14 protein-coding genes are annotated in these 16,354 nt (G+C 51.0%); 9 read left to right on the top strand and 5 right to left on the bottom strand.

The features are described from left to right. Nucleotides 1-779 precede the first annotated feature (779 nt). From HQ48_RS04985 to HQ48_RS04945, 9 genes are all read left to right on the top strand, one after another. Nucleotides 780-2,048 (top strand): cytidylyltransferase domain-containing protein, encoded by a 1,269-nt coding sequence (locus HQ48_RS04985; protein WP_044232052.1) that lies wholly within the window; start codon nucleotides 780-782, stop codon nucleotides 2,046-2,048. Beyond that, the gene (locus HQ48_RS04980; protein WP_044232050.1) at nucleotides 2,049-3,011 is read left to right on the top strand and encodes a glycosyltransferase family 52; all 963 of its coding nucleotides are present in this window, start codon (nucleotides 2,049-2,051) and stop codon (nucleotides 3,009-3,011) included. 99 nt (nucleotides 3,012-3,110) lie between these two features. Further along, nucleotides 3,111-4,967: a DNA polymerase III subunit gamma/tau gene (locus HQ48_RS04975; protein ID WP_044232049.1), complete on the top strand. Its 1,857-nt coding sequence runs from the start codon at nucleotides 3,111-3,113 to the stop codon at nucleotides 4,965-4,967. 2 nt (nucleotides 4,968-4,969) lie between these two features. Beyond that, complete coding sequence (locus HQ48_RS04970) at nucleotides 4,970-5,746, top strand: YaaA family protein (RefSeq protein WP_044232047.1); 777 nt, start codon at nucleotides 4,970-4,972, stop codon at nucleotides 5,744-5,746. A gap of 20 nt (nucleotides 5,747-5,766) precedes the next feature. Next, the gene (gene mltG / locus HQ48_RS04965) at nucleotides 5,767-6,873 is read left to right on the top strand and encodes an endolytic transglycosylase MltG (RefSeq protein ID WP_052408974.1); all 1,107 of its coding nucleotides are present in this window, start codon (nucleotides 5,767-5,769) and stop codon (nucleotides 6,871-6,873) included. A 19-nt stretch (nucleotides 6,874-6,892) separates the two neighbouring features. Continuing rightward, nucleotides 6,893-8,116: a glycosyltransferase gene (locus tag HQ48_RS04960; RefSeq protein ID WP_044232046.1), complete on the top strand. Its 1,224-nt coding sequence runs from the start codon at nucleotides 6,893-6,895 to the stop codon at nucleotides 8,114-8,116. A 20-nt stretch (nucleotides 8,117-8,136) separates the two neighbouring features. After that, a complete protein-coding gene (locus HQ48_RS04955) occupies nucleotides 8,137-8,892 on the top strand; it encodes a ThiF family adenylyltransferase (RefSeq protein WP_044232045.1) in 756 nt (251 codons plus the stop codon). Continuing rightward, entirely contained in the window at nucleotides 8,870-9,547 is a 678-nt protein-coding gene (locus tag HQ48_RS04950) for an ABC transporter ATP-binding protein (RefSeq protein ID WP_369794299.1), read from the top strand. The genes HQ48_RS04955 and HQ48_RS04950 overlap by 23 nt, the downstream gene beginning before the upstream one ends. 39 nt (nucleotides 9,548-9,586) lie before the next feature. Further along, nucleotides 9,587-10,219, top strand: coding sequence for a helix-hairpin-helix domain-containing protein (locus tag HQ48_RS04945; RefSeq protein ID WP_044232043.1), 633 nt, complete (start codon nucleotides 9,587-9,589; stop codon nucleotides 10,217-10,219). Between the two features lie 85 nt (nucleotides 10,220-10,304). Here the strand turns inward: HQ48_RS04945 and polA are convergent, their stop codons facing one another. From polA to HQ48_RS04920, 5 genes are all read right to left on the bottom strand, one after another. Beyond that, a complete protein-coding gene (gene polA / locus HQ48_RS04940; protein WP_044232042.1) occupies nucleotides 10,305-13,097 on the bottom strand; it encodes a DNA polymerase I in 2,793 nt (930 codons plus the stop codon). 47 nt (nucleotides 13,098-13,144) lie between these two features. After that, nucleotides 13,145-13,468, bottom strand: a complete 324-nt coding sequence (locus tag HQ48_RS04935; protein ID WP_044186958.1) for a YbjQ family protein — start codon at nucleotides 13,466-13,468, stop codon at nucleotides 13,145-13,147. A 61-nt stretch (nucleotides 13,469-13,529) separates the two neighbouring features. After that, nucleotides 13,530-14,471, bottom strand: coding sequence for a DNA/RNA non-specific endonuclease (locus HQ48_RS04930; RefSeq protein WP_052408973.1), 942 nt, complete (start codon nucleotides 14,469-14,471; stop codon nucleotides 13,530-13,532). A 153-nt stretch (nucleotides 14,472-14,624) separates the two neighbouring features. Next, nucleotides 14,625-15,260 (bottom strand): OmpH family outer membrane protein, encoded by a 636-nt coding sequence (locus HQ48_RS04925; RefSeq protein ID WP_052408972.1) that lies wholly within the window; start codon nucleotides 15,258-15,260, stop codon nucleotides 14,625-14,627. Nucleotides 15,261-15,311: 51 nt separating this feature from the next. Further along, entirely contained in the window at nucleotides 15,312-15,533 is a 222-nt protein-coding gene (locus tag HQ48_RS04920; protein WP_044186955.1) for a hypothetical protein, read from the bottom strand. Nucleotides 15,534-16,354 lie beyond the last annotated feature (821 nt).

Here is a 16,354-nt window from a genome sequence, read left to right as displayed (position 1 = left end):
CGAACAATACGCACCCATCTGCAAGAATAGTTCTTTTATTTAATTAACATTCTTATTGGCTCCGATTTTAGATTTTAGCTCAGTTTTCGGGATATTGATGGGAAAACCAACTCGCCATGAGCGCAAACACCGCAGACCTCGTATTTGGGCCCTAAAGAGCTCTACACGGCGCTCGACTTCATTTGGGCTCCTCTACTCAGGCAGATGAAAATACCTACCTTAAAATCGCACAAACATAAACATCTAATAACCATTACAATACAACAACTTCTAGGATAGCGCCATGCGCTAGCAAAGCCTTTTTGAGCTTTTCTTCCCATCAATCTTACGAGATTAGTGGACACATCACAGAAGATTGATCCACCAATCCTCAGAAATCTTCCAATCAATTTTGCACAGAGGTCTCACTTCACTCTACAAATACTGCCTCATTGCTCAAAATTTGCGAGCAAATTCTTAACACTCCTTAACTCTAAAGGTATAAAATCGTACTCCAAAGATTTAACCCAAATGTAGGGGCGTTAACACTAGACCGACCGCTAAACAAGATGAATACCCCCAACTCCAAGGGAGCATACTCCCATAGGTCACAAAGCATCGCAGCGAATTATCTTCTTGGTGCTCCTTACACACAGGATATACTGGCCTTCTGCCCTTATGCTTTGAATGATTATCCCTAACTTTGTATCGTAGCCCGAAAGCCGAAGAGGCGAGGTGTTTGTGAGAACATTGAGAGGGGCTAGCATAGCTCAAGTACTAATCGCTCTAACAAAATTATTATGAGGAAGATTGCTATCATTACAGCCAGATCTGGCTCCAAAGGACTGCCCAATAAAAACATGCTTATGGCAGACGGCAAGCCCCTTCTTGCTTATTCCATTGAGGCCGCTCTAGATGCAGGCGTATTTGATAAAATTATCCTGACTACCGACTCGCAAGAATACATAGACACGCTAACGCACTACCCGATCGACTTCATCAAAAGAGCTGGGCATCTGGCAACCGACAAATCCAGTTCATTTGATGTACTTGAGGACGTACTGCTCAGAGAGGAGTACTCGGGTTACGACTACTTTGTTTTACTCCAGCCGACATCTCCACTACGCACATCAGCGCACATCAAGGAGGCTTGCGAGAGGTTCGAGAGTCGATGGGAACAGTTTGATTACTTGGTTTCGGTGTCCGATGCCCATAAACCAACAACACTTACACGTAGCATAGACGAGGACGAAAGCCTCAAACACTTCGACCTCGACTACTCCAGATATGCACGTCAAAACTACGCACCCGAATACTCGTCCAATGGTGCGCTCTTCATTGCGAAGCCGAAGGAGTATCTACACACGAAGCAATTCTATGGCGCTCGGAGCCTAGCTTACTTTATGGACAAGTCTGTATCCATAGATATAGACGACAGAGATGACTTTGAGCACTTCTACTTCATCACCCAGCAGCGCAAGCGAGATCAGCTCCTACAGGCTCAAGTGGAGAGAGAAGTTAAGCTAAAAGAAACGTATTATAGCCAGCCCAAAGGGATCACTCTACTTGGCGGATCACTCCTTGCCCTATACTCTGCAAATCAGGTTGCTGCTAGAGATGTCCAAAATATCGCTATCACTGCGGCACGTATGGCCCAGTATAGGGAGCTAGTGATGAAGCGAGAGGACCTTGCACTATCGGAGGTTGTTGTTCTGGACTTGGGTAGAGATGATCTACGCAAAGAAGATAAAAGCCCACAAGAGCTCGTGCGTGAAGCCAAGACACTTATAGATCTCGTCATACAGATTAGACCCAAGGCTAGGGTTTACCTGCTAGAGTGTCTGAATACTCTATTCCGTGTCGATTGTGACAACAGCAGGACTGAAGCCTTCAACAAACTTATGAGGCAGGAAATAAAGGCTCTATCTCAAGTGCATTGGGTAGAGCTAAACAAGGCATTTAACAATACGTATGGCAAGCTATCCCCAGCCTATACCAACGATGGCCTTAATCTAAACGAGGCTGGCTACGAGCTACTGGCCAACACCCTATCTAAACAAATCGGATAAATGAACTTGATTATTTGCTTCACCCCTCTCCAAGTACTCATAGCAGAGCGTATCATAGACCTACACCCTAATGAGAAATTTTATGGAGTGATGTACAACCGTCACCCATCAGAGAAGCAGACTTATTATTATCATAGACTAGCCCGCAAGTGCGCCCAAACACAGTTGGTTTATGGAAGTGGGGCTTCTAACAAATTGCAAGCCTACAGAGAGATGCTGAAGCTTCTAATCAAAAGTTACAAACTACCCTCCGTCAAGACTATTTTCATCGCTAGCCTCGATTTAATAGATATACATTTTCTGATCCATCGATTCAGTAACGCAACAATCAAAACCTTTGATGATGGTACTCTAAACTTGAGCCCGATTGCATTTGAAAGAATGATGGATAAACAAGGTGGAGGACTACAAAGAATCCTTAATCTTGTATTAAAAATCCCCTCGGTACAAGATTTACGCAATAGATCAGTACAACATTACAGCATCTACAAACAGCCTAATGTTATGGGGGAAACAACTTACATAGAGCTGTTCTCTAAAAGCGATCTAATAGGCCAAACAAAATCGTCAACTAGAACTAGAAAGGTCTTTCTTGGCCAGCCTATCCACGAACTAACGGACCCTAGCGGAGAGGCAAGTAAAAAGGTTACTGAATATGTGGTAGATATATATAGTATCCAAGAGTATCTCCCTCACCCTAGAGAGCCCTATAAAGTCGAAGGCGTGGAGTATATAACCACCCCTTTAATAGCAGAGGACTACTTCTTGCAGGAGCTCAGAAAATCGGCTGAAACCAGCTTCCATATATACACGTTCTGTAGTTCTGCGATATTAAACTTACAGCATATCCCTAGACTAACTTTTACGGCCATCAAACCAAATAAGTGTCCCGAATTTCTAAAAGAGGCTTATAACGCTATTGAGATAGCAGGCATAGAGGTAGTGGAACTTGCGATGGATTAACAAGAGGTACTATTATTTTATAATCTCTAGCCCAAGTATCAAACTCATCGGTCAGAGGCAAAATTGCTACTTTTGTGTACGAGTGTTTTATGTACTAATATGTCGGGAAATTATATTGTATCAGCTCGCAAGTATCGCCCAGATAGCTTCGCTACGATTGTAGGGCAGGAGGCCATGTCAGCCACCCTGCGCACGGCCGTGCTCTCGGGTAAGACTGCCCATGCGTACCTCTTCTGCGGTCCTCGTGGTGTCGGCAAGACAACCGCTGCGCGCGTCCTAGCTAAGACTATTAACTGTACCAACCTAAGTGCTGAGGGGGAGGCGTGCAATCAATGTGAGAGCTGTCGTGCTTTCGAGGAGCAACGCTCGTTCAATATCTTTGAGCTTGATGCAGCCTCCAACAATAGCGTTGAGGACATTCGTACCCTCACGGAGCAGGTCGCTATGCCACCAGCTCTCGGACGCTACAAGGTGTACATCATCGACGAGGTACACATGCTCTCTCAAGCTGCCTTCAATGCCTTCCTCAAGACCCTAGAAGAGCCACCGAGCTATGCGATATTCATCTTGGCCACGACGGAGAAGCACAAAATTCTCCCTACGATCCTATCACGTTGCCAGATTTACGACTTCCGGCGCATCACAGTCCTAGACATTACTCAGCACCTGCGCTATGTGGCTACAAGCGAAGGGATCGACGCCGAGGAGGCAGCCTTAGGCCTGATTGCTGAGAAAGCCGATGGGGGTATGCGTGATGCACTCTCCATGTTCGACCGCATTGCGAGCTTCTCCGCTGGGCACATCACTTATGCCAACGCCCTAGAGAGCCTCAACGTACTAGACCATACGGCATATAGACAGATACTTGAGCATATCTTGCATGGGGACTATCGAAGCCTACTCGTAGCGCTAGACCAACTACTAGCACGAGGCTTCGACGGGCAAATCATTCTATCTGGCCTAGCCAACTTCTTGCGAGATCTATTGGTCGCCCAGCACCCCGAGACGCTCCCCCTCCTTGAGAAGCCTGCCAGCGTGGCTGAGCTATACCAAGAGTTAGCCTCTCGTACGCCTATATCAGGCCTACATCAAGGGCTCAAAGTACTCGTACAAGCAGATCAGCAGTATCGATCAGCCACAAATAAGCGACTACTCGTAGAGCTCAGCCTGCTTAACCTAATCGGTCTGTTCCGATCGCCCGAGGCGCAAGCAGCCCCCTCGCCCCAAGCACAACCACAAACAGGCTCGCAACCTCAACAGCAGGGCTCTAGCCCTAGTGCACAGCCCAATACCAACACTTCGGCCAATAGCCACAAGCCTCAGCCACAAACAGCTGGGCCTAATACGCTGCCAAATGCAGGCGTGACCACTCCTCCACCTGTACGCCCACAAGCAGCGGTACAGCCAGCCTCGATACCCAACCGGCAAGAAGCAACCCCTACGCCGATGCCTCAGCCTATAGTCGTGGCAGCTGATGAAGAGATTCGTGAGGGCAGACAGCGCTTTCGTGGGCTAAAATCTCGGTCACAGAGGACGCAGAACCCAACCTCCACGGAGCTACATGAGGAGGAAATCTCGGCTCGTGAGGGCTTCGATGAAGTTATGCTCCAGAGGGCGTGGATGGAGTTTGTCAATAAGGAATTGGAGGAAGACAAGGTAATCTGTCGTAACATCATGCAGCAGGAACTACCTCGCCTAGTAGAGCCACATATTGCAGAGGTTGCTATCGTGGACTCGTCTGCCGTTATGGAACCGATCCAGAGGGAGCTTCCTCGCATACAAGCCTATCTGCGCCGGGCGCTACGCCACGGAGGGATAGAGGTGCGTGTACGTGCCAAGGCCGAGGGAGAGCAAACCTTCCTCCCAACAACATCACAAGACCGATACGAACATCTCAAGAAGCTCAACCCAAGCCTTGAGCAACTTCGTGACACCCTCAAGCTACGCCTACTCTAGCCATGATCAGCATCATCTCTCCTGCCAAAACTTTTGCCAGCAAAATCAAGAAGGGAGCTTACAGCCCTGAGCCCACACAGCCTCAGTTCATAGAAGCAAGTCGGCCCATCGTAGAGGCAACACTTGCGCTGGATAAGGAATACATGGCCAAGCAGTTTGGCCTCAGCCCCAAGAAAGCAGACGAAGCCTATCGGGACTGGCGAGCATTCATCTCAAGCACGACTCAAGACCAACCAACGCTACAGCTCTACTCGGGTATGGTCTTCAAGAAGATTGACGCTACGAGCTTCTCCGAGTCTGACTGGCTCTGGGCAAACGAGCATCTGCTTGTCTGCTCGTTCGTCTACGGGCTACTCCTACCGACTGACGGCATCAGAGCCTATCGTATGGAAGGTACAGCCAACTTGGCATGGGATAGAGAGGAGAGCGTCTTCGAGTATTGGCGAGATAAACTAACGCCGCTGCTCATCAGCCGTGTACAAGCCTCGGGAGGTATCCTATTTTACTTGGCTAGTGAGGAGATGAAGCAACTCTTTCACTGGGCCGAGGTTGAGCGCAGCATTCGGGTAATTAGCCCGCGCTTCCTAACTAGAGAGCCCTCTGGTGGCCTCAAGCAAATCGTTATCTACACCAAGATGGCACGAGGAGCTATGGCACGCCACATCATACAGAATAGGATAGAGGACCCAGAGCAGCTCAGAGCTTTCTCTCCCGAGGGATTTAGCTTCTCGAGCGAACTATCGCAAGGGAACGAATGGGTTTATGTTTTGGAGCAGTAATCCTCAAAAACACAAAGGTTATGACGAAAAAGATTAGTGTAGCAACCTATCAAAGGCTCAATGGCAGTAGCTACAGCAGAGGACAGCGTGGAGGCAAGAGATCGTACAAGTGGCTCTGGGCGCTTCTATTGGTAGTCCTACTTGCTTTGGTAGGCCTTGGCTACTGGGCGTACCGTCTATACAAAGCCCCCGTGGGCAGGCACACCGAAGTTGTCTACCTCCTCATTGACCGAGAGGATAGCCCCGAGCAGGTACGCCAGCAGATCCACAAAAAGATTTGGCCCACACGCCCCAATGTCTTCGACTTCTTTTGGTCTTGGCGCAAGGTAGACGAACATCTACGCACAGGCCGCTATGCTGTCCCTCCAGAGGTGACGACAGACGAGCTCATGAGCATTCTCATATCGGGCAATCAAGCTCCCGTTAGCTTGCCTCTACTTGGCATACGCACGGAGGCAGAGCTCGTCAAGCAGCTAGATAAGCACCTTATGCTCGACTCAGCAGAGCTTGTAGGGTTCTTCGAGGATAGCGTAGCACTAGCTAGGCAAGGTATGAATCGAGAGCAGGCTCGTAGCCTATTCCTCGCCCAGCACTATACGCTAGAGTGGGATATTAGTCTGCCAGCATTGGTAGATACAATCCTGCATCAGTACCAAGGCTTCTGGACGGCAAAGCGCATCGCTCAAGCCGATAGCCTAGGGCTCAGCCAGAGCGATGCATCGGCTCTAGCAGCGATCCTCGAGGAGGAATCGAGCAAACAAGATGAATATAGCCGCATAGCAGGGCTATACATCAATCGCCTACGTAAGGGAATGCCCCTGCAGAGCGACCCGACGATTAAGTTCGCCCTTGGAGATTTCTCGCTTAGGCGTATTCTATACGAGCACTTAGAGGTCGCTTCGCCTTACAATACATATCGCAATGTGGGACTAACGCCGGGCCCAATACGGCTGGTTCGCCCAAGCAGTTTGGACGCCGTGCTGCAAGCTGAGCAGCACAATTATCTCTACATGGTAGCCAAAGAAGACTTCTCTGGCTACCACAATTTCGCAACCGACTACGCAACGCACCTACGCAACGCCCGCCTCTACCAACAAGAGCTCAACAGACGTGGCATCAAGAAATAAACAGTAACGACAATAAGATATGAGCTATAACGGACTAAAAGTCGCCTTTCTCCACCCTCGCCTAGAAGGAGGCGGGGCTGAGCGAGTTTCTCTCACTACAGCAAGATTATTTAGTAAATGGGGGATCCATTCGACGTTCATTGGGTCGAAGCACAACCCCAATGAGTTCGTCCTACCAGAAGGGTTCAATGCCGAGATTTATTGTTTGCCAAACCAAGAAACATTTTACACAGAAGACAATAAGGCTGCGCTTATAGCCTATTTGGCGGAGCAAAATATCCGTATCGCCTTTGCGTGTTATATGGAGGGCCAGTTCTTTGAGGATTGGAATAAGTATAGCTTATGTAAATTGGTTTATTGGAATCACAGTAAACCCTTTTGGGAAATGAGCTACAGACTTGAGCTAGGGGAGTTACAAGCCAAATACTCCATCAAGAAATGGATTGAGTGGAACCTGCTCGGCTATAAAGGCAAGACTCGTAACTCGGAGCAGTATCAACGGCTCAAGGAGGAGCACCTGAGAGATATTCACCTATTTGACAAATACATTGTATTGTGCCCTGAATATAAAGCAGAAATAGCCAAGGCTTTATCTCTCACGGAGGAGGAAAAAAGGAAGGTGATTTCAATGACTAATACCATAGAGATTGAAGCAGCCCCAAATCTCAATAAGCGAAAGGAGATTGTCTATGTCGGTCGCCTATCATTAGCTCCCAAAAGATTTGATCGCTTGCTCAAAGTTTGGAGAGAGATTCAAGATAAATTACCCGATTGGGAGTTAAAATTCTATGGTGCTGGCCCAGACGAATGGATCTTTCACAAACTTATAAGAAAATATAGGCTTAAGAGAATACACTTGTGTGGCTATGAAACAGACCTCAAGCGTATCTATAACGACGCTGCAATTATTTGTATGACATCCTCATTCGAGGGCTGGCCGATGGTATTGGTCGAGGCTCAAAGTAACGGAGTAGTCCCTATTTCATTTGATTGTTGTGCTGGTGTTGAGTCTATCATTGGTGCATCTCAGTGTGCAGGGCGATTGGTCAAGCCTTTTGACCTCAAAGCCTATGCTGATACGTTGCTAGAACTTTGTCAGAATGACACGTTGCGCCATAATCTCCAGCAGGCTTGTTTAACTAAGAGGTTAGACTATGCTCCAGATATAAACGATGACCGTTGGAAGAAACTTTTTGATGAGCTCCTGATATCTGATAATTGCCATGAGAATTCAGGCAAATAAAATGACAAGTATCGAAAAATATGACCGAGAGGACAGACTGGAAAGAAAGGACTAAGCTGCTGTGGGGAGCAGAGCGTGTGGAGGAGCTGGGACGAGCCCATGTGCTGGTCGTAGGTCTGGGAGGCGTTGGTGGCTATGCTGCCGAGATGCTTGCACGCGCTGGTATTGGCCGTATGACCATTGTGGACGCAGATATCGTTCAGCCCTCCAACATCAACCGACAGCTGACGGCTCTGCATAGCACGATCGGTCGCCCTAAGGCCTCTGTCCTTGCCGAGAGGCTTAGAGATATCAATCCAGAGATTGAGCTCGAGGTCGTGGAGGAGTTCCTCAAGGACGAGAACATGGTGACGCTACTCGATCGTCATCGCTACGACTTCGTCATCGATGCTATCGATTCGCTTAGCCCTAAGGTCTATCTCATCGCCCTAAGCAAGCAGAGAGGGCTACCTATCGTAAGCTCTATGGGCGCAGGTGCTAAGAGTGATCCTAGTGCGGTTCAAGTAGCCGACATCAACAGAAGCTACAACTGTTCGCTCGCCCGTGCTCTGCGCAAACGCTTGCGCAAGCTAGACATCAAGAATGGCATTCCAGTGGTTTTCTCCAGCGAGCTACCCGACGAAGAGGCAGTCGTGGAGATCAGCGGAGAGCGATGCAAGCGCTCAACTGCTGGCACAGCCGCATATATGCCCGCTATCTTCGGGTGCCACCTATCCGCCTATGTGCTCAAACACATTCAAGTACCCTCAGCCAATGAAAATCATTCAAGCCACTAATATCCGCAAGCGCTTCGGCTCTCTAGAGGTACTCAGAGGGGTTGATTTGGAGGTCTACAAAGGAGAGATCGTATCTATCGTCGGGCCTAGCGGAGCAGGCAAGACTACGCTTCTACAGATCCTCGGTACTCTGGCCGATGCCGACGCAGATAGCCAGCTTATCATCACAGACAAGGAGGTAGGCAAGCTCAGCTCTCGGGCTACGGCAGAGCTACGCAATAGCTCGATCGGATTCGTTTTCCAGAGCCACCAGCTACTCCCAGAGTTTACCGCTCTAGAGAATGTAATGATCCCTGCGATGATTGCGGGGAAGAGTCGCCGAGAAGCACGTGAGCGGGCTGGTAAACTACTAAACCAAATGGGGCTAAGCGAACGTGCCGGACACAAACCCAGTCAGATGTCGGGCGGGGAGAGCCAGCGTGTCGCCGTAGCTCGTGCGCTGATGAACGAGCCAGCCGTCATCTTTGCGGACGAACCCTCGGGTAGTCTCGACACACACAACAAAGAAGCTCTGCATCAGCTCTTCTTCGACCTTAGAGCAGAACTTGGGCAGACCTTCGTCATCGTCACACACGATATAGAGCTAGCGAAACGAGCCGACCGTACGATCTACCTCAAAGACGGCAAGATCGAGCGGATTGAAGTTAATAACTAGGGCATCCGATGCCTCTACACCTAAAATCTAATACTTGCTATGGGGCGTTACTTCTTTTTCATCGGGCGAGCCGAGCGCATTGTGCTGATTGTTCTGCTACTCTTGATTTCTTCGGGAGCGGTCTTGCTATCCTTGACTTCAAGAGGTCAGAACCAAATGTCGGCACTAGCATCGCCTGCCGATACGATCTACCGACCAGACCACTACGTTGGCCCTCCTGCTCATTTGAGAAACTCGTCAGCGCCTAAGTTCAGACAGCGCCAAATACTAGATCTCAATACTGTAGACTCGCTTACGCTAATCAAAGTACCCGGCATAGGCCCTGCTTTCTCGCATCGCATCTTGGCGCTTAGGCGTCAGCTCGGGGGCTACTACACCGTCCTGCAGCTACAAGAGGTGTATGGTATGGACGAGGACAAATTCCTTAGCCTAAAGGGGTGGTTCCGTATTGGTCGTTCGCCACGTACCTACCGCTTGGATTCGCTCATCTCGGGCGATATTCCCCGTCATCCTTATTTGAGCTATACGCAAGTCAAGTCGCTCAATCGGCTCATCAGTCGCCACGGGCGGATTATGCGCTGGAGTACCTTGATGCGTGACCCTGCTTTCTCCAGAGATGATAGCATTCGCCTAAGCCCTTACTTCATCGAGGCTCCTAAATCGCTCCAATAACCCCATTGGTAATCATACAGGAAGGCCTAACCTCTCACGATTATAGAGGTTAGGCCTTTTTTATGTTGACGAAGGAAGTCTATCTCTAATGCGCTTCGAGCCAACTACCGCCCTCGCCAACCTCCACGACTAGAGGGACGGCTAGAGTAGTGAGGGCGGATTGCATCGTCTGTCTGACGAGCTGACGCATCTCTGCTAGCTCGCTCTTGGGGACGTTGAAGTTCAGTTCGTCATGCACCTGCAGGATCATACGGCTCTTCAGGCCTCGGCGCCTAATCTCCGCGTATAGGCGTATCATGGCTATTTTGATGATGTCGGCAGCCGTACCTTGCAGCGGAGCATTGATGGCGTTGCGCTCGGCATAGCCACGCACTACGGCATTGGCACTCGTGATGTCGGGCAGGTAGCGCCGCCTACCTAGGAGCGTGGTAACATAGCCCTGAGCCTTAGCCTGCTCAATCACTCTGTCCATATAGGCCTTCACTCCCGGGTAGGAAGCGAAATAGCCGTCGATAAGCGCTTTGGCCTCGCCTCGTCCGATGTTTAGACGCTCGGCTAGCCCAAAAGCGCTGATGCCGTAGATAATCCCAAAATTGGCAGTCTTAGCTCCACGTCTCTGCTCCGCAGTTACCTGCTCGAGAGGGAGGCCGTGTATCTTGGCGGCTGTGGCTTGGTGAATGTCGTGCCCTTGGCGGAATGCCTCGATGAGCCCTTCGTCGGCACTGATATGAGCCATGAGGCGAAGCTCAATCTGCGAATAGTCTGCACTAAGGAAGACCGAATCCTCGTCATGAGGGACGAAGGCTGCACGAATGGCCCGACCCTCGGCAGTACGAATAGGAATGTTCTGGATATTGGGGTTGCTACTAGAGAGCCTGCCCGTAGCTGCGACGGTTTGGTTGAAGCTCGAGTGTAGCCTACCGTCTGGATAGACTAGATCGGGCAAGGCATCCACGTATGTAGAGAGTAGCTTCTTGAGCCCTCGATAGTCGAGAATGCGTGCCACAATCGGGTGACGGTTGCGGAGCTTCTCCAACACTTCTTCACTGGTCGTGTAGCCCCCTGTTTTCGTCTTCTTGGGCTTCTCCACGATTTTCAGCTCGTCGAAGAGCAACTCGCCCACCTGCTTGGCACTATTGACGTTGAACTCACGCCCTGCCAGCTCGAAGATCTCTGCCTCTACTGCCGTGAGCTTGGCGTGTAGCTCCGACGACTTCTCAGCCAGCACACCTCGATCGAGCCGAACGCCCTCACGCTCCATCGACGCAAGCACTGGGATTAGTGGCATCTCTAGCTCGTTCATCAGAGCCGTCTGCTCACGCTCTGCCAGCATAGGCTCGAAGTAGCGATACAGCCTATAGGTCAGTGCTGCATCTTCGGCTGCGTAGTAGGCCAAGCGATCTAGCTCCACGGCTCTAAGGTTGGGCTTCTTGGGGTTCTGTGGCTTGATCATCTCCTCAAAGCTCATCGGTTGTAGACCGAGATAACGCTCGCTAAGCTCGTCCAAGCCATGGCGCATATCGGGGAAGAGGAGGTAATGCGCCACCATGGTGTCGAAGAGCGGCAGACTAATCTCCACGCCATAGCTCATGAGTACCTGCAAGTCGTACTTGATGTTTTGCCCGATCTTGAGCACTCGGTCGCTACCCAATACCCTACGCAGGGGTTGGAGCAGTGCTAGTGTCTGCTCTCGATCCTCGGGGAAGAGAAGGAAATAAGCCTCTCGATCGCCTAGGGCGAAGCTCGCTGCTACCAGCTCTGCCTCGAGTGGATCCAGACCCGTAGTTTCCGTATCAAGTGCTATGTAGCCCAGCTGTAGGGCTCGCTCGACCATAGCCTCTATCTCCTCGACAGAGGTCATGTGGTGGATATCCAGCTCCAAGGCCTTGGAGAGTGCCCCCTCGGCAGAGGGTGAGGGCTTCGTCCCTGCACTGTAATCAAAAGCAAATAGATCCCCCATCTCGGAGTTCGCCTCCTCCTGCGCAGGCTCTGGGGCAGACTGCTCGAGCTTGCTGGCGAGTTTGTTGAGTAGAGTCCGGAACTCCAGCTCCGTATAGAGCGCACGGAGCGCCTCGGCATCTATGGGTTGGCGAGCGAAATCGTGCTCGTGCCACACTATGGGGACGGCAGTATGTATCGTAGCGAGCTCACGAGTCATGAGGGTAGAGTCTTTGCCAGCCTCAAGGTATTCACGAGTTTTGCCTTTGACCCGATCAATATGCTCGTAGATCCCCTCGATACTCCCAAACTCGGCAAGCAACTTCTGGGCGGTCTTCTCGCCAATGCGTGGGCAGCCGGGCAGATTGTCAGCCGAGTCGCCCACCAAGCCTAGGTAGTCGATGACTTGCTTGGTCTGGCTAAGCCCAAACTTCTCTACGATCTCTCGCTCGCCCCACACCTCATAGCCACCGCCACTCATTGGCCGATACATCGAGATATGTGGCGAGACGAGCTGGCCGTAGTCCTTGTCGGGCGTTACCATCAGCACCTCTAGACCAGCCTGCTCGGCTTGTACGGCAAGTGTCCCGATCACGTCGTCGGCTTCGTAGCCCTCCACCTCCAAGATCGGTATGCGGTAGGCCTCTAGTAGACGCTTGATGTAGGGTACAGCGAGGCGAATACCCTCGGGCGTCTCGTCACGCTGTGCCTTGTAGGCCTCGTAAGCCTCGTGGCGGAATGTTCCCCCGGGAGGGTCGAATGCCACGGCAATGAGGTCTGGCAGCTCCTTGTCCAAGATCTCGTCCAGCATCAATGCGAAGCCAAAGATTGCACTCGTATTGCGCCCTTGGCTATCTATGCGTGGGCTGCGTATGAATGCATAGTAGGCTCTGAAGATCAGAGCGTATGCATCTAGGAAGAATATGCGTTTGCGTGACATTGTCGATCTGTCTAATTCTATTACTACCGCCTTCTCCTCTAGCCTGCCTAGCGACGGACACGCACGGCCGTTCCTGAGCAGGTAACCATCAGCATACTACCTTGGCCACCAACGGCGGAGTAGCTGAAGCTGATGGCGATGACGGCATTAGCTCCGAGCATCTCGGCACGCTGTACCATCTCTCTCTGAGCGGTTTCTTGTGCCTCCTTGACGACACGCTCGTAGGAGCCGGAGCGTCCGCCGATGAAGTCACGGATCGAGGCAGCAATATCTTTGAGGAAGTTAGCTCCGATGATGGTCTCTCCTAGTACCACGCCATAGTATTGCTCTATGTCGTACCCTTGTAGTGTATGGGTTGTAGTCTGTAGCATAGTCTGATGTTTTTGATAAGTTCTCAAACAAAGTTACACCAATTCGCCCAATCCATACCGTCTATCTCCACCAGATGCGCCTCGCTTCCCTGCCGTTGGGGTCTTCCGCCTCTACATGCTGCGCCACAGAAGTGGGTAGTCGGTAGAATAGATTGAGCCCCGTGCGCTGCTCTAGTTCGTCTACGGAGATTGCTAGATCTCGCAGATTACCCTCCCCCTTGGCATAGCTGCGATGCTCTGTCCAGAAGGCAATGCTGTGGTACTCGTCGCCTTTTTGGAGCAGTAGCGCCATCCAGTAGTAGCGGGGTATGACGATTTGCCCCCTTAGGCGGTGCTCCTCGATTTGGTCGTCACGGATCGTCCCCCCTTTGGCCACATAGAGTACATCGTGCAGACGCTCATCACGCCCCCAGCTCTGTACCTTCTTCTCTAGGCGCACCCATACGCCACCGTTGTGCTCTTGTAGCTGAGGGCTGATATTGCTGTAGTAGAAAGTCTGCTCGTTGGCCTCTTGGGCGAAGGTGCGATCCTCGGAGGCGACTAGATGGCCTCTACTATAACCCGAGCGAGCGAACCAATTGTCCGTGCTGTACTCCTTGGGGAGCTTAGGATCCCAGCCCCAAGCGTCCGAGCGCTTGACCCGATTGGGCGCACTTGCGCGATCGAAGCTAAAAGCGACCCAACGGGCGTGTCGCCTCTGGGTATCGTACTCTAGTGAGTAATTGACCTGCCCCTCGGCATAGTGCGTCACGAAATAGTTGTGCGCCCCACCCGAGAGCTGCGGTAGCTCTAGCAGGGTCGTATCGCCGAGGATAACTTCGCCCGTAGGGGCGGCTATCGATGGCTCCTGCGTCTGATGGCTCGATGCCTGCGCGTGGGCTTGCCGCTCTTGCTTGCCCTGTATCGTGTAGGCCTGCCAGCCGACGATGGCGACGAGGACAAGCAGCGCCAGCCAAGGGGCTCTAGAGCCTAGTGTCGTTTTCTTCTGCTTTTTTCTATTCATTGACTTTGTGGGATTTGCTCCTAGAGCACCGAAATCTCTAGGAACTCAAAAGGCGGTGCACCGAAATTTGCATTTCGGCATACCGCCTTTTGAGGTTGATCGTCCTGAGATAGACTCCGTAGGTCTATACTCAACCGATTATCTCGCCCAACCTTACTTAGACTTCTTGGCTACAGAGTCGGCCGAGGCCTGAGCCATCTCTGGCTTGTAGGCAGCATTGAGGTGCTGGATAAAGGCGTCCGTGATGTCCATGCTTTCGTCCGCATAGAGTACACCCGAGTTGATCAGCACGAGCTTGTAGCGACCGTCTTGGTTGAAGATCTTGATCTGAGCCTGAATTTCCTTGAGAATATCCTCTTGCATCAGCTGACCCTTCATGGCGAGCTCTTGGCCTAGCTTGAGCTCTAGGTTCTGCACTTCCTGCTGCATACCGATGACCTTGGCTTGCTCTTTCTGTGCCGCCTCCTCCGAGATGAAGGCGTTGATCTGCGCACGACGCTGGAAGTCCTCGGCGGCCTTCTGGAATGCTGCGGCACGACCCTGCAAGCGAGTGCGGTGGCCGTCTGCGTCCTTGGCTAGAGTGGCTTGTACATCTTGGGCATACTTGTACTGCGAGAGTACAGAGTCCATACGCACATAGGCGATAGGGAGCTGAGCCTCCTCGGTAGACGATGCTACCACAGTAGTAGCACTCTGTGTTTGCTTGCCTTGCTGGCAAGAGGCCAGTGTAAGCAGGGCTGCACAGCCTAGTAGGGCTGCACCTGAGTGTAGAAAATTCTTCTTAATCATATATGTGATCTTAATTTAATTATGCTCGATTGATGGTTAGGCATCTAGGGGCTACTCCTTGGCGGCTTCGTCTAGACGCTCCTGCAGGGTGCGGTGCGCACGCTTCTGCTTGTCTTGAGAGGTATGACAAGAGATCCCCCGATCCTGCATAGCCTTCTGCCCCCCAACGTGTGTGTTTGGGAAACGCCCGTCTTTGAGCAGGATAATCTTGATGCAGAGTAGCAGAATGGCCACACCCACCAAGACGAGTGATGCAATAAGCAATAGCTTCATCTTACGTAATGTCCTATTTAACAAGGAGCAAAGGTAAGACTTTTTCGCCACTAACACCCTTTGCGTCAAGGCAACTATTTCACTTGGCACCTTGCCACTCCTCTCGGCCCATGAGGGCTACCTTGATTAACAGAAATTCACATACCCCAAGCACACTTTGAGCACGCAGCGAGCTCGCCCGATCTCTGCAACTCTCGTAGGCGAACTGCGTATTTGCCCCCTAGGAGGCTCCAGATTGCGTCCGACCTCATTTTGGCACTTAGTCTCAGCCAAGGGGAAATACCCCTCTCAAAAACTGAAAAAGCAAGCCGCTAATAATCAGACATATAAGAACAAACTTGATGCAGTTTTGGGGACTCGTGTCATATTTTTCGACATTTCTTCCCATCAATCCCTTCAGATTGGTGGACACTCTACGGAGGATTAGCCCACCAATCCGCAAAGATGTTCCCATCAATCTTCTGCTGCCACACCGAGCATCTTTAGAATTGCTGCCTCATTCAATAAAATTTCTAACCAACGCTTTTACATCTCTTAACCAAAAAGATGACAAACGCACCCCAAAAATCGTATGGCTAAGCCACAACTGATCGACCATTCGAGATCACGGCCTTGCAATCCCCCTCGGGCGGAACGAAAGGGCACAATACAACTAGAGCCGTGCGAAAACGCTTCGCACGGCTCTAGTCATTTCGCCAATCCTATAGACTGTATTTGTATAGATGAGGCTATTGCGCAATGCACCGCTCAAAGTTTCTTGTATCTTTCTCGGTGTTTTTTGCGTGTTTGAGCGGCTTGGGGAGCCTTGAATACTATCCCCC

It is taken from the genome of Porphyromonas sp. COT-290 OH3588, assembly GCF_000769075.1.
Lineage (GTDB): Bacteria > Bacteroidota > Bacteroidia > Bacteroidales > Porphyromonadaceae > Porphyromonas.
The sequence above is the reverse complement of the archived record's forward strand: the minus strand, read 5'-3'. Positions and strand labels throughout refer to the sequence as shown.

What these genes read in the sequence shown, in the direction of transcription:
- HQ48_RS04925 (WP_052408972.1), bottom strand. Translation starts at nt 15,260, where the DNA reads ATGATTAAGAAGAATTTTCTACACTCAGGTGCAGCCCTACTAGGCTGT.
- HQ48_RS04930 (WP_052408973.1), bottom strand. Translation starts at nt 14,471, where the DNA reads ATGAATAGAAAAAAGCAGAAGAAAACGACACTAGGCTCTAGAGCCCCT.
- HQ48_RS04950 (WP_369794299.1), top strand. Translation starts at nt 8,870, where the DNA reads ATGAAAATCATTCAAGCCACTAATATCCGCAAGCGCTTCGGCTCTCTA.
- HQ48_RS04985 (WP_044232052.1), top strand. Translation starts at nt 780, where the DNA reads ATGAGGAAGATTGCTATCATTACAGCCAGATCTGGCTCCAAAGGACTG.
- polA (WP_044232042.1), bottom strand. Translation starts at nt 13,097, where the DNA reads ATGTCACGCAAACGCATATTCTTCCTAGATGCATACGCTCTGATCTTC.
- HQ48_RS04935 (WP_044186958.1), bottom strand. Translation starts at nt 13,468, where the DNA reads ATGCTACAGACTACAACCCATACACTACAAGGGTACGACATAGAGCAA.
- HQ48_RS04960 (WP_044232046.1), top strand. Translation starts at nt 6,893, where the DNA reads ATGAGCTATAACGGACTAAAAGTCGCCTTTCTCCACCCTCGCCTAGAA.
- mltG (WP_052408974.1), top strand. Translation starts at nt 5,767, where the DNA reads ATGACGAAAAAGATTAGTGTAGCAACCTATCAAAGGCTCAATGGCAGT.
- HQ48_RS04945 (WP_044232043.1), top strand. Translation starts at nt 9,587, where the DNA reads ATGGGGCGTTACTTCTTTTTCATCGGGCGAGCCGAGCGCATTGTGCTG.
- HQ48_RS04975 (WP_044232049.1), top strand. Translation starts at nt 3,111, where the DNA reads ATGTCGGGAAATTATATTGTATCAGCTCGCAAGTATCGCCCAGATAGC.
- HQ48_RS04970 (WP_044232047.1), top strand. Translation starts at nt 4,970, where the DNA reads ATGATCAGCATCATCTCTCCTGCCAAAACTTTTGCCAGCAAAATCAAG.
- HQ48_RS04920 (WP_044186955.1), bottom strand. Translation starts at nt 15,533, where the DNA reads ATGAAGCTATTGCTTATTGCATCACTCGTCTTGGTGGGTGTGGCCATT.
- HQ48_RS04955 (WP_044232045.1), top strand. Translation starts at nt 8,137, where the DNA reads ATGACCGAGAGGACAGACTGGAAAGAAAGGACTAAGCTGCTGTGGGGA.
- HQ48_RS04980 (WP_044232050.1), top strand. Translation starts at nt 2,049, where the DNA reads ATGAACTTGATTATTTGCTTCACCCCTCTCCAAGTACTCATAGCAGAG.